Source organism: Peribacillus sp. FSL H8-0477 (genome assembly GCF_038002765.1).
Lineage (GTDB): Bacteria > Bacillota > Bacilli > Bacillales > DSM-1321 > Peribacillus.
Genome location: NZ_JBBODE010000001.1, coordinates 324,936 through 338,844, shown reverse-complemented (window position 1 = coordinate 338,844; position 13,909 = coordinate 324,936). Strand labels below are relative to the sequence as shown.

The following is a 13,909-nucleotide window of genomic DNA, read 5'->3' as shown; positions in this document are numbered from 1 at the left end:
CAGTCAAAAGTGATTCAAAACTACGATTTCACCGATTCCTTCTTAGCTTCCACAACGTTTTGCGAAGAGAAAGAAAACAATCTTAGGGATGAACATGAAAGGGGTTACGCTTATGATGGTGGCTGCACAACTACTAATTATATGTGGGTTAATCATAGCTGGGTTTACACCCCTAGTTTTATACTTATGCAAGGGTAAGACATATAAAGTGAAAATGATTCTTTGGGGGATAACAACCATGATTATATTTGCTCCAATACTATCATGGTCTTTAGCTATTTCTATTGCGGTAATTGTAAAAGATGGATTTGCGGCGGTAGCGTTGATCGCTTTATTTTTTCCTACTATCTTTATAACTGGTCTTGTTATTTTGCTTGTTGGTCTATTTAAAAAGAAGAAACCACAACAACTTGCCTAATCTAAAGAGGAAAGTAAAATCAGTATTTAATGATAAAACAATTTACTTTCTATCATTCTATTCATTACAAACTTTATAGTAGAGATGGGTAAAGCGGAACATAAAAGAATGGGGAAGATAATTTGGATAAAAAGTATAGTATGTTATCAATCACTTTAACTGTAATTGGTTTGTTGCTAATGATTCAAATTTTAAATCCATTTCTGCCATATATGACAACTATTGACTGCTTTTTTTATGGCAGTGCTATTTATGGAGTCGGATTGTTTTTTGCGTGTGTAGCATTCTTTAAAGAGGAGAATGGATTGTTAATGTATCTATCATTTGGTTCAATTCTGTTAGCTATATGTATTATTACAATCGTAATGAATCCCAATCTTCTACCTTATAACCTATAAGAATAGGTAGAGAATTAAGCTGTCTCTCCTTAGTTCAATGTAATCTGAGTATAATTCAATAGCGATTTAATTTAGGCTATTTTCGTAAGGTGTGTTGCTAGTCAGACAAAAGGGTTTAATTCCACTTTTATGGTATTATTTAATAAAAATTCCACTGTCTAGGTAAAGAAGATGGGTGTTGAAAAGTGGAATAAATAGGATCGCTCAAATAAATAGTTAGGATGAGTATAGTGAAGGATAAAAAGGAACGATTAAAAGAATTGCTAGACAAGCAAAAACAAAAAGGAATCGAAGAAGATGAAAAAAGAGACTACGAAATTATCTTAGAGGAAGTTAATTCTTTATTCCCGAATACTGATTCTGGGGAGGAAGTAGAAATTTTATCAAAAGAAGAGTCAAAAAAAATCATAGATGAATTATTTAGGGAATTTCCATTTTGTTATAATGGAATCGAATGGACACATATGTTTTACAAAACTATCTTTTCTAACTTTATTGACTATGAAAGTGCATTAGCAGAACTAGTAATGAAAAATCATAAAGTAAATAATGAAATATGTTATATTATTGACCTTAACTTTCAACATGTCATTAAAACAAACCTAATTAAAATAATTCACAGAGTTGAAGAAGTTAGAAATTGGGAGAGATATATTTATTCCCCTCAATTAAAATTGGTTATTGAATTCCCCTCCAATGATATAGCAGTAGGATGGAAGAAATAATGTCTACAACCAACGTAAGAATGTGAAGATTGCTGAATTTATAGCGTAAAAAGCTTTTCATCATGCTATTTGGCAAGACAACACTTGCAATCCGCAAAAAAAAGGAGAGATTTTTATATCAATAAAACAAAATAGAATTTTAATTTTTGGTGCAGGTGTGATAGGAAGTGCATACGTAATCAAATTCATTGAAGCAGGGGCTGATGTTTTGCACGTTCTAATAGATTTAAAACATTAAAAGAAAATGGCCTGCAGTATCATGTGAAAGGGGAGGCTAAATCTATTAAAGTAAATGTCATTGATACGCTTGAAGATGATGATGTCTATGATTTAATTTTCGTTACAGTTCGATACAATCAGTCTGAATCAGCGTTAGTAGCACTAAAAGACAATCAAAGTAAAAATATTGTTACAATGATTAGTAAATCAAATGGATTTTATTCATGGGTAGATATTGTTGGAGATAAACTTTTACCAGCTTTTCCGGGTGCTGGCGGGCAGATTAAAAATGGAATTTTGTATGCTCGATTTCCACCAAAGATTCTAGCGGCTACAGTGTTTGGAGAAATTAGTGGTGTAGTGACAGAACGTGTAGAAAACATAGCAAACTTATTAAATACAGTCAAACTTCCCTATACAATGAATAAGAATATGAAAGCGTATCTAATTACACATTCAGTATCGGACATTGCCATGCTTAGCGTTTTATATGCTGAAAATAAACTAATTGATGCAAAAACAGTTAGAACCAGAAAAATGGCACACCAAATAACAGTCACTTTAAAAACGTATTTAAGCGCAATACAAGAAGCTGATGTTGTGATTAATCCATCTGCATTTAAAATGCTGCTAAAATGTCCGGATATCATTTTGGATTTTTTCTTTATGATATGGCTGCGTACTAAAATGGTGAAGGATATGATGCTTTCGGATTATGGGAGTAATGCAAACAATGAAATAGTGCAACTGAGGAATGATTTATTGAAGTTTTTAAGTGAAAATGATATCGCACCACAAGAAAAAAACAGATAAAAGGTATGCAAATAAATTAACGGGTTAGCGATTAAATAAGATTCAGGATAAACTCAGAAAAACAGATTAGATGAAATTTAAGAATTTCTTAAGAATTATCCTTACAATTACTTAAGATTTCTCATTTATACTTGAAACATTCTTTAAAACGAAAGGTCGATTACATGATGAAGAAAATCTTAACTATCCCGTACTAACTATTTTACTTTTTTACCTACTATTATTAACCTATACAGTGTTCATAGGTAGAGATAGCATCAGAAGTGTAAATTTAATACCGTTTCATTCCATAAAAAATTTTATCATAGTTGATAACGGAATTGGTGGGACAAGAATTATTGATATGAATATTTGGGGAAACATTTTAATGTTCATTCCAGCAGGCATCTATTTGATTCTCCAAAAACACAACAAAATCTATCAATAAAAATCTAATTTACATTTTCTTAGTTATCTTATTTATTGAAGTTGTTCAATATTTCTTTACTGTAGGAGCAACAGATATTGATGATGTTATTTTAAATGTTGCAGGAGGATTCATTGGGTTAATGATTTATAAAATGTCTGAGAAAATCTTCAAAAACGAAAGGAAGATTAAAAAAGCAATATCTATACTATCTTAATTGTTGGGTTGCCGATAATCATCTTAGTTACTATACTATTTATTGCAAATTAGGGGTTATGAAGACGATTACACTTATATAGTAATTTATGACTGCTAATGTATATCTCAATAAAAAAATAAGAACCATAGTAGTTCGGTTCTTCTACTTTTGACATATCTAATAATGGTTTAAATCTGGTTATCTTTCACATGCAATCCCATCTTTATCACGATCTAAATCATCATTATATTTCATTGCATTTTTATAGATTTTTGAGGAAACCTTAGTACCCTTTGACACTGCTTTATATGTTATTTTTTTTGTTTTTCTGCTAATCACTTTATTTTTTGTATTAGCAGACTTTGCAACACCCTTTTTATACTGCTTGTTAAACGCTGTGCAATTTTTATAAACACCACTTGCTGCATCTACTTGTTTTGGTACTGTTGTTACTGTTGTAACAATTCCAGTAGTAATAAGGATGAATGCGGCTAGTAACGAAATTATTTTTTTCATAATTACTCCCCCTCTATATGTCTAATTATACATATATTAACATAAATAGGGTATAAAGTAGGCTTTTTTTACTATTAAAAAAATAAAAATTGAACCTTAATCCAAATACATAAAAAGAACTCCCCTCAATTGAGTAGGAGCTAATTATCAATCCTCAAATAATTCATCCATGAGATCTTCAATCTCTTTTCTTAACTTTTCCGTTCCTTCTTTAGAAATCGTGATATTGTTGCCATCGATAAGCAACATGTCTCCGACTTTAACCCCTTTAGGTAACGATTTTTTCGGAAAGTTTTGCATTTCCTTCCCGTCTATTTCAACCACAGCAATAGTTCCTTCAAAGCGATCAACAATTCCTTGAATCATCATTTACTTCACCGTCTTCACCGTTATTTTCGTCCCTGTAGAAGTAAAGATAATATTTCCGTACTTGTCTGTGCGATAGGTAACAGCTTTAATCGATTTTAAGCGTTTGACTACGGTAGATGTAGGGTGTCCATAGCCATTCTTCCCTACACTAATTACCGCATATTTAGGTTTAGCTTTCTTAATAAATGCAGATGATGATGACATCGCTGCGCCGTGATGGCCGACTTTCAGAACGTCAACACTTGGTATTAATTTCTTCGCCAGCATATCTCGTTCAGATTCTACTTCAGCATCCCCAGTAAACAAGAATGTCTTTTTGTTATGTTTTAGAAGGAGCACGGCACTCCAGTTGTTTAAGTCTGACTTTGCATAACTTTTAACCGGTGCTATGAATTTTAATGATGTATTCTTTGCTTTCGTGGTTATTTCTACACCTGTTTTGGCCGTTTTGATTTTTAGGCCTTTCTTTTTTACGGCCTTTAGGAAATCTTTGTATGCTTGTGTAGAGTGTGAAATCTTAGGAGCATACACTGATTTTACTTTAAGATTTTGAATCACATAAGCGAGTCCACCGACATGGTCAGCATCTGGATGAGTAGATACGACAGCTGTCAGCGTTTTGATCTTTTGTTTCTTTAAATAAGCTACAACCTCATCACCTTTACCTTTTCCTCCGCCATCAATTAGAATGTTTTCGTTTGGAGTTTGAATCAGGATAGAATCCCCTTGTCCAACATTGATAAAATGTACCTTCACATTAGATGCGGCTTCTGTTTTTGATAGACCAGTAAATAATGATAAGAATAGAAGAACTGTTAGTAAACTATTTATTTTTTTCATTCTTTTCACAACCTCTCGATATACTAGTCTACTAGCCCTAAGTCTATTTGTCTATGTCCAATTATGTTATTTTAGAGCTTTTCCTTTCTTACGCTTTAAACACAAATCATAAGTTGTTTTTGCTGTCGTTCTCCATTTTTTCTAAGTTAAATTATAATTCAATTATCATAAGAGGAATTTCATCACTTTTATAGAAACTAAATATATTAAGCTGAAAGGAGATAGTTTATTTGAAAATTAGATGTCCTATATGTAAAGAGGTTTATGAAAAAGAGGATGAGGTTTATATGAATGTATTAAATACGTTAATACATTCACAGTGTTATCGAGCATCTCCATATTCTATAGTAGATAAGGGAAAGTACGGTGAAATATTAAAAAGATATACATTCTTTAAATAAAAATTATTAATTATTTTATAAAGTTTAACTATGAGATTGGGAATAGGTATAGTATAGAGAAATAAATAATAAAGTATGTAAAATATTGGAAATATTATTCTTGTGAGCGTACTAGAAGGGGGAAGCGATTGCGAAACTCGTGAGGATTTGAACGCCCCTTGTTTTAGGCACCAACCCCTATCCCCGAATTTGGTCAAGTTCCCTCAACCAACTGTAAATCACTTATGGGTTGTTAGCTTGTTAAGTTTGCTCCTTCAAAGGTTGATTTAACTTTCTGTAACATCTAGTTTACGACATCCAAATAGATAGTTAGTGATTTTTTTGGCTCCAGTGATTCTTAATGAGTTATAAAATTTTACCATTTTTCCATTATAGAATGATTAATGATGTATTTTTCGAGGGTGGTGTATCCTCAAACTCCAGCCAAGTAGTCAATGACGACTGCTATTTTAAATCTGAAATCATCATTGCCATAAAAAACCCCCGAAAGTTATTATCTAACTTATGGGGGTCAAATTATTATTATTATTATTATTATGCCTTTTGCTTGTTGTACTTGGGTATTAATTACTTAAAAAACAAACATTATAACTTAAACTTCTACTTCTACTGTATTGTACTCACGTACAATTTCTCCTAACTCAATTCCTATACGTTCAACGATTCCTGTAACTAAGGCATTACCCATGAAGAACATACGCATACGGTCTGAAACCTCATTGACATTTCCATGACTGTCTTTTTTGAATTTTGTCCAGTCTGGTGGGAAATCTTGCAATAATTCAGCTTCAATCGGTGTGAGCAGTCGGTATTTTTCATCGACTTTAAGCAAATGTGTTGAGCGGTTTACAGAACCTTCACTTGTAAGCATCGTGCGTCCCGGCAAGTCGAGAGAATCATACGGACTCATCCCGCCTTCACTAAAGATATACTTATGATTGTTAGCAGCTACTCGCTCAATTTTTTTAGGACCACGTAAGTATTCAAATTTTTTAAGCTTAGGATCGTCATCGTCCAACTGATATTTTACGATATATTGGTTGTACTCTTCTTCACCATATTGACGTACATAATATTCTTTCGCTTCCCGAACAACATCACCCAATGTCATTGGTGCTTCCTTAACGGATTCCGTATCAATCGTGAAATATTGACCGTAACGCATAATACCAGTATTCCAAATAGTACCTGTAAAATTGTCTGAAATGTCTACGATGTACTCTTCGTTGAGGAGGTCTTTACAAGACAATGTATCTGAGTAGTGACGTTTCTTATATGCCTCTTGTTTAATTGGAAATTGACGAGCGAATAATCCATCTTTAAAGATGTATTTATTAAAAGTGGCCTCATCACAGGTCATGATATTTTTCTCTTTCTCAGGCTTGCCATATTTTTTATCCATCGCCAAGGCAAATGGTGTGTCATTTCGATACACGTAAAAGAACACACGGCGGCGACGTTGAGCGCGCCCATATTCTGCAGCATTAATAACACGCCATTCAACAGAGTAACCAAGTTGAGCAAATTCCCCAAGCATAATTGCAAAGTCTCGTCCACGTTGTGAGGATGGTGATTTTAATAAACGATCCACGTTTTCTAAAATTAAATATTCAGGTTTGATATGGTTAACAGCACGAATGATTTCCCAAAAGAGAACACCTTTCTTGCCTTCAATACCCAATTCATGTTTTTTTGAACGGGCTACAGAATAGTCTTGACAGGGGAACCCACCAACTATCATATTTACACCTTGAGCTTTCATTTCCTCGAAATATTTATTTGAGACTTGCATAATATCATCATTACTGTGTTGAATATGAGGATAATTGTAGACTCCCACTTCAAAGGCATCTTGTGATTTACGAGATGGTTCGAATTGATTAGTGTTTGTTGTTTCAAAGAAAGGTTCTTTGAGTGTTGAGTTGGCGTTATCAAGACCTACTACGAAGCCTCCAACCCCATCAAACATTGAAAATACTTTATACTTAGACATTTACTTTTTCCTCAACTTTCTCAAAGATTACGTTGTAATCGGTAATTTCCAAACAGTCCATTACCTTCTCTAGTTGTTCTAAGTTAACTGTAGAGCGGATGCCTCGAACCATATCACTAATAGAACTTTCACGAAGCCCACTAGCTTTTGCTAAGTCCTTTTGGCGCATTTCTCTTTCCTTGAGAATTTCATTCAAGCGTAGTTTAATCATCTTTTTTCTCCCTTATGAAATACGGGATATCGTATCATTGAATTATTATAACCTATAAAGACAAAAAGTTGAAGGTAATTTATAATAAAGTTAAAAAGATGATTAATATTATCTATTAGGGAGATATAACGATGGATAGGGAATATAAAACAATTCGAGAAATAAAAGAACGTGGTGAAGCTGCAGTTGGTAAAAAGATAAAGGAGCTTGTCACACAGGAAAATGTTGATAAGTGGTATGCTAGCCCAAGAAATAAAGGTTGGCTAGGGAATGCAGTTGAAAAAGATTGGTTCGGCCTAGTGAATAACAGTCGACCTGAGGCTGATTTCAATAATCTAGGTGTAGAACTTAAATGTGCTGGGCTTAAATTTTTCAAAAAAGAAAATTCTTGGGGTGCCAAAGAAAGGCTAGTTCTTAACATTTTTGATTTTAATGAAGAATATAAGAGGGATTTTCAGAATTCTTCCTTTTTAAAAAAGTCTAATCTTGTAGAGCTAATGTTGTATAAATATAATCCAGTTAATTTTTTTCAATTTGAAGGAAAGGAATACCCAACCTATCCAGATTTCTTAATGACCCATTCTATTCTTTTTAATTTGAAAGACTTATTAGATGATGATTGGGCAATCATTGAAAATGATTGGAAGATTATAATGGATATGATTATTCAGGGGAGGGCTGAGGACATTTCCGAAGGTATGACACAATACCTTGGAGCAGTGACAAAAGGTAGTAAAACTGCAAATAACCAAACAACACAACCGTTTAGTGATAAGAAAGCACATAGACGAGCTTTTTCTTTAAGACCAACGTATATGAAGGAAATTACGAAGCGAATAGTACAGAATGAATTAAAGAGTTCAATTACTTACGATTCATATCAAAATGACTATCCTGAATTACATGAAAAAAGTGGTCCTAAGCAAACTGCTAATCAAGAGCATGTCATTAAAGATTTATCCGAGTTAAAACATAAAACGTTTGAACAAATTATTCTCGATCGGTTTAAACCGTTCTATAATATAGATAAAAAGGTCTTAGCAGAAAAATTTGGTGTTAGAATCAAAAAAAAGAATGATAAAGCAAGTTCAAGGCTAATTGCGCAGAAGATGTTTAATCTAAATGGAGATTTAGAAGAAACAGATGAGTTTAAGAAGGCGGGTATTGCTGTAAAAACAGTTACCGTAACTTCTAATCAGAGGAAAAAAATATCCAAAAAAAGACTTACAACTGAAGGATTTAAACTAGAATCTGATGTTAGCTTCATCAAAGATATTATTAACCTAGATTGGGAAGATACTCGAGTGTATGATTATCTTTCCACAACAAAATTCTTATTAGTCGTTTACGAGGAAACACTAGAAGGAGAGATATTTAAGGGTGCGAAATTTTGGTATATGCCAGAAAACGAACTCATGGGCACAGTCAAAAAAACATGGGAAATAATTAAGGAAACTCTCATTAATGGTGTCGAGTTAACGTTTAAACGTAGCTCCAATAAGAAAGGTTACATAGTAGAGAACAATCTACCGAGCCAAGTGAGTGGCCCTCAAATTCTTCATATTCGACCTTCAGCTAAAGAGTCGGATTATTTTGAGAGTAAAAATTCAGATAGGCTACCCTCACCTGCAAATTGGAATAATAGACCTGAGGATATGAAGGATATATTGACAGAAAATTATATGGTTAAGCAAGCCCTCTGGTTAAACAAGAATTATATGTACCAACAAATAAAAGAATTTTTCGAATGAGATTACAGATTTGTACTAACTATATTGATTTTAGTGTTTAGAACATACTAGGGACGTAAGACCATAAAGTATACATATTTAAGAAAAGATTTTAGCGATGAATACATTAAGTGGTAGGTAGATATTTCATTAATAGATATGATTGATAGTCATAATTCCCCTGACTCTATGTATTAAAATAATCCAACATTTTTGATTTAAAAAAAATTTGATTTATCTAACACGATGTAACGTCAAAAGGGGAGTAATTTTGTTTCTTCTTTGAATACTGTATATAACATATCCATAAATGGAGCTAATGGATATAGTCTCTTCGTATTAAGTGTATTTAGGGGAAAATTATTTTAATAAGGAGATAAAATGAAAATACCGGAATATATTTTTGAAGTTTTTGATAGAGATGCATTCACCTATAGAGTAAAAGAAGAAGGTTCAGAGAAAGTAAAAGAAGAATATACATTAGCTTGGAATGCTTGGAAAGGTATTGTTGAGAGGTTTTTAAGTGACGCTGGTATTGAAGAATTAACTAGAGAAAAAACGGAGAATTGGCAAAATAGTGGTGTCTTATCAAAAAGATTTTGGACAAGGATAAAAAACAAACAATTGATGGAATCTCCTTCTTGTATCGCTGCGATGATAAGTAAAGAGAGTTTAAGAATATATTTGGAGTGGCACGCGTATAAAAATAATGATTTAAACGATGAGAGAAAGTTTTTTAATAACTGGGTTAATAAGGTGGATAATTGGATTGAAGAACAACATATAGATTTAAAGGAATACAAAGTTTGGACAAATAAAGAGGAAGACGAGGATTTTCAACATTATGTTACTTTAGAAGAGTTTATTAATAATAACGTTGTGAGAAGTGACTTAATGAATGTATTAAAAACTGATAATAAAAATTGGATAAGAGTCGGAAGGGTTATCCCTAAAAATTCAGTCGTGAATAATGAAAATACTACAATGGAAATCGGGCAGACAATTAAAGAGTTAGAATGGATTTATAAAAGAGCATCCGGTTTAGTTAATCCAGACAAGGTAGCTAATTCCAGTATTACAGAAAAAGAAATTATAAGTAATGGACCATTTAGTGAAATAAAGGAATCTCTATCTGAATATGTTTCTCCTAAAAGTCTTAATGAACATATCCATCATTACATAGCAAGTAAAGGATTTTATTATTCGAAAGAGGAAGTCACAAATTTATTTCTCTCAATTAAAACAAAGCCATTTGTTATTCTTTCGGGTATTTCTGGAACAGGAAAGACAAAGATTGTCCAGTTGTTTGCAGAGAGTGTGGGGGCTACTGAGGAGAATGGGCAATTCACACTTATTCCAATTCGTCCAGATTGGAATGATGGTTCAGATTTGCTTGGGTATGTGGATATTAAAGGTGAGTTTAAAGCTGGTCTGCTTACAAAAGTAATTGAAAAAGCAGAACAGAATCCTGATAAGCCTTATTTTTTGTTGCTGGATGAAATGAATCTTGCTAGAGTTGAACATTATTTCAGCGACGTGCTGAGTGTAATGGAGAGCCGCAGATGGTTAGATAAGAAAATGGTCACGTCTATCCTGCTTTCTAAAGAAGTAGCAAACCGTGATATTAGATTACCTGTGAATCTGTACATCATTGGTACGGTCAATATGGACGAGACTACACATCCCTTTAGTAAAAAGGTACTGGATCGTGCAAATACGATTGAATTTAATAGGGTGGAACTTTCGAACCTTTCTTTTCTAGAAGACCTGGAAGAAGTGGAGCCTAAAGTTGTTCATGATAATACGTTCCGAGCAAAATATTTACACCTGAAGGATCTTTACCACCAAAACCAGAAACTTGTTCAAAACGTTACTGCCCAATTAGAGAGAATAAATAAATATTTGGAGTTAACAAATGCACACATTGGGTACCGTGTTCGTGATGAGATTTGTTTTTACCTTGCGTACAATGAAGAAAGTCAGTTATTGGACGCTGATCTAGCTTTTGACCATTGTATTTTACAAAAGATACTGCCGAGAATATCCGGAAGTGATTTACGTGTGGAACAGCTATTAGCGGGATTATATCGCTTATTTACGAATAGGGATTATGCGGAGGATCTTGAACACAACGATTTTATAGGTGCAGTGAGATATCCGAAAAGTACTATAAAGGTGGTAGAAATGCTTAGGAGGTTACGAGATGATGGATTCACATCGTTCTGGATCTCGTGATGAAGTTGAGCTAGTCAAAATAGAAGCAGAGGCATTTTCTCTAGTCATAAAGGGCAAACCCTATCATCATCGTTACGAAGGGTTAAAGCAATATCGGAAAATGGATTTTCATGATGTGATGCAGTTTTCTGTGCATGGTCAAGAAATTCAGAGCGTGAAAGTTTATGATATTGAATTAGAGGCTTTAACGGAATCTCAGCAAGTGCGTCCCATTTTCTTTGAAAATGGCATATATCAATTAATTGTGATTTCAAAACAAGATCGGGAACTAGCCTTTTATCATGAACATCCTATCCTGCGACAGGCAATCTCTCGGATTGAATTAGCAGATATTTCGATGTTAATCGGGAATCTTCAATTTCAAAATGAGGTTGGGTTGACGACCTTTGAAATTCGTTCTCTTAATCAAGTTTTACTAGAGGTCACACTTGAAATTTTTCCAGTTAAGCTTGATTATCAGAATGATTATCGGAAACTGCTTGAGGAAGTCAATGATGAAATTTACAATCTGGCTTTTCACTTTATTCGGAAAACGTATTTAGGGGCGAGTATTAAGCTAGAAGGAAAACCAAGTCGGGCTGAATTTTATCGATTAATCATGAAGCATTTTAAGCAATTTATCCAGGCTATTAATCGCATTGAAAAGCAGCCGCATCACAGACTAGAAACAACTTACGTAAAAGTTCGAGGCGATCAGATGAGTAAGACTGATTCATATACCCGGAAGTATTTACAGAAACGAAGTCATGCGTTTATTGAGGTAGATAAAGGAATACAAATTAACAGGAAAACGATGATGCCTCGTGTAGGAGTTAAGGCAAAAAAAGAGCTTAGTTATGATACGGCGGAAAATCGTTATGTGAAATGGATGATGGAAAGGCTGACTCATAAGTTTGATGATTTTCTGGCTGCCTTGGATAATCAAACTAAACGCTGGAACGAAAAGCCAGATTCAGAACTTTTATTACGTTTAAGGAACATGAAAAAGGAACTTGAATTAAAAAAGAGGAATGTATTTTGGCAATCAATAGGGCGGTTGGACCGTTCAGTGATGAGTTTGGTTCTTCAAATGGCTTCAGGATATCGAGATGCATTTCAAATTTTCTTAACAGTTTCAAAAGGACTTATGTTGCAAGGAAAACTCTATCAAATGTCTGTAAAGGATGTCGCAACTTTATATGAATACTGGACGTTTTTAAAGCTTGGACAGATTTTAAACAGTAAATATACATTGATGAGCCAAGATATAGTTAGTGTGAATCGAGACGGGCTATTCGTAAACTTAGAGGCCAACCGGACTGCTAGACGAATTTTCCAACACCCTATTACGAAGGAAAGAATTGAGCTTACGTATCAAAAGTATGAAAAAAACCTTCCTACGATACCGCAAAAACCTGATTCGATGTTAACCATTGAGAAAAAAGGCAAAGCTCACAACTACAACTATGTATTTGATGCCAAATATCGAATTGATTATGCCCAGCCCGGCAGCTACTATCAAAACCGCTATAAAACAGCTGGTCCAGTAGAAGATGATATTAATACGATGCATCGCTATAGAGATTCTCTCGTTGCGATAAATGATGGTCCATATGAACGGACAGCATATGGAGCTTATGTGCTATTTCCCTGGTCTGATGAACAAAGTTATAAAGAGCATCATTTCTACAAGAGTATTGACCAAGTGAATATTGGGGGATTACCTTTTTTACCACAGACTACCGAAATGGTCGAACACTTTCTCGAACATTTAATTGAAAAAAGTCCTGAGGAAATTCAAGAAGAAGGGATTTTACCAAGAGGAACGAAAGAGGAATGGGAATCGTCACTAGAAGAAAAGGTACTTGTGGGAACTGTTAGTACTGATGAGGATTATCGTGAATATATACAGCAAGGATTTTATCAACTTCCTGTTAAAATGTTGAAGAAAGGCTGGAACGAGGCAAAATATGTAGCGCTTTATACAATTTCCGGAGTTGGAGAGAATGGCATAACGGAGTACGGAGAGATTAAACAAATCTCTACGGCAGAAGAGTATGTTCATTTTCTTATAGAAGGATGGAAAAGTACGAAACAGGTAATAAGGCCAGTAAAATACGGAATTGCAACATATATGATGACTACTCTTACTCAGCTAAACGAGGCTAAAGAGTTACCAGAGTTATATATGAAGAATAAACAGGAAATGACCCTTTGGAGAATGCTTAGAAGGGCGTCAGATAAAATCAAAATTAAGTTGGATAATAATGTTCTTGATAATGCTTCAGCTATAGAGAACTTTTCGTTTAAAGATATCGAGATACTTTTGAATAGACAAGAACAAACAATACTAATAAGGAATGATACTCAAGAGATAGTTTTAAATTCAAACTTATTGATTGATTATCCCTCTAAAGTATTTAGAGAAGTGCTTAGTCTTCTTTGAGGACAATGATA

General features: G+C 33.8%; 14 protein-coding genes. 9 read left to right on the top strand and 5 right to left on the bottom strand.

Annotated elements, in window-relative coordinates:
- Window positions 1-88: 88 nt before the first annotated feature.
- From MHI18_RS01770 to MHI18_RS22110, 6 genes are all read left to right on the top strand, one after another.
- Window positions 89-418: a hypothetical protein gene (locus tag MHI18_RS01770; RefSeq protein ID WP_340845701.1), complete on the top strand. Its 330-nt coding sequence runs from the start codon at window positions 89-91 to the stop codon at window positions 416-418.
- A gap of 140 nt (window positions 419-558) precedes the next feature.
- Window positions 559-816 carry a hypothetical protein gene (locus MHI18_RS01765; protein WP_340845700.1) on the top strand — a complete coding sequence of 86 codons (258 nt, stop codon included), beginning with the start codon at window positions 559-561 and terminating at the stop codon, window positions 814-816.
- 230 nt (window positions 817-1,046) lie between these two features.
- Window positions 1,047-1,541: a CDI toxin immunity protein gene (locus MHI18_RS01760; protein WP_340845699.1), complete on the top strand. Its 495-nt coding sequence runs from the start codon at window positions 1,047-1,049 to the stop codon at window positions 1,539-1,541.
- A 261-nt stretch (window positions 1,542-1,802) separates the two neighbouring features.
- Window positions 1,803-2,573, top strand: a complete 771-nt coding sequence (locus MHI18_RS01755) for a ketopantoate reductase family protein (protein WP_340845698.1) — start codon at window positions 1,803-1,805, stop codon at window positions 2,571-2,573.
- A 127-nt stretch (window positions 2,574-2,700) separates the two neighbouring features.
- Entirely contained in the window at window positions 2,701-3,000 is a 300-nt protein-coding gene (locus tag MHI18_RS22115) for a VanZ family protein (protein WP_445669977.1), read from the top strand.
- Window positions 2,993-3,196 carry a VanZ family protein gene (locus MHI18_RS22110; RefSeq protein WP_445669976.1) on the top strand — a complete coding sequence of 68 codons (204 nt, stop codon included), beginning with the start codon at window positions 2,993-2,995 and terminating at the stop codon, window positions 3,194-3,196. Before MHI18_RS22115 ends, MHI18_RS22110 begins: the two co-directional genes overlap by 8 nt.
- Before the next feature lie 180 nt (window positions 3,197-3,376).
- Here the strand turns inward: MHI18_RS22110 and MHI18_RS01750 are convergent, their stop codons facing one another.
- From MHI18_RS01750 to MHI18_RS01730, 5 genes are all read right to left on the bottom strand, one after another.
- Entirely contained in the window at window positions 3,377-3,694 is a 318-nt protein-coding gene (locus MHI18_RS01750; protein WP_340845697.1) for an excalibur calcium-binding domain-containing protein, read from the bottom strand.
- A 147-nt stretch (window positions 3,695-3,841) separates the two neighbouring features.
- Window positions 3,842-4,060 carry a DUF3006 domain-containing protein gene (locus MHI18_RS01745; RefSeq protein WP_340845695.1) on the bottom strand — a complete coding sequence of 73 codons (219 nt, stop codon included), beginning with the start codon at window positions 4,058-4,060 and terminating at the stop codon, window positions 3,842-3,844.
- A gap of 3 nt (window positions 4,061-4,063) precedes the next feature.
- The gene (locus tag MHI18_RS01740) at window positions 4,064-4,903 is read right to left on the bottom strand and encodes a ComEC/Rec2 family competence protein (protein ID WP_340845693.1); all 840 of its coding nucleotides are present in this window, start codon (window positions 4,901-4,903) and stop codon (window positions 4,064-4,066) included.
- Window positions 4,904-5,896: 993 nt separating this feature from the next.
- Window positions 5,897-7,297 (bottom strand): DNA (cytosine-5-)-methyltransferase, encoded by a 1,401-nt coding sequence (gene dcm, locus MHI18_RS01735; RefSeq protein ID WP_340845692.1) that lies wholly within the window; start codon window positions 7,295-7,297, stop codon window positions 5,897-5,899.
- Window positions 7,290-7,508, bottom strand: a complete 219-nt coding sequence (locus tag MHI18_RS01730) for a helix-turn-helix domain-containing protein (protein WP_340845690.1) — start codon at window positions 7,506-7,508, stop codon at window positions 7,290-7,292. Before MHI18_RS01730 ends, dcm begins: the two co-directional genes overlap by 8 nt.
- 131 nt (window positions 7,509-7,639) lie before the next feature.
- Between MHI18_RS01730 and MHI18_RS01725 the strand changes: the two genes are divergently transcribed.
- The 3 genes from MHI18_RS01725 (at window position 7,640) to MHI18_RS01715 (ending at window position 13,898) form a co-directional block, all read left to right on the top strand.
- Window positions 7,640-9,259 carry a MutH/Sau3AI family endonuclease gene (locus MHI18_RS01725; protein WP_340845688.1) on the top strand — a complete coding sequence of 540 codons (1,620 nt, stop codon included), beginning with the start codon at window positions 7,640-7,642 and terminating at the stop codon, window positions 9,257-9,259.
- A gap of 360 nt (window positions 9,260-9,619) precedes the next feature.
- On the top strand, window positions 9,620-11,473 hold the full coding sequence (locus MHI18_RS01720) for an McrB family protein (protein WP_340845686.1): 1,854 nt from the start codon (window positions 9,620-9,622) through the stop codon (window positions 11,471-11,473).
- Entirely contained in the window at window positions 11,445-13,898 is a 2,454-nt protein-coding gene (locus MHI18_RS01715; protein ID WP_340847544.1) for a restriction endonuclease-like protein, read from the top strand. Before MHI18_RS01720 ends, MHI18_RS01715 begins: the two co-directional genes overlap by 29 nt.
- Window positions 13,899-13,909 lie beyond the last annotated feature (11 nt).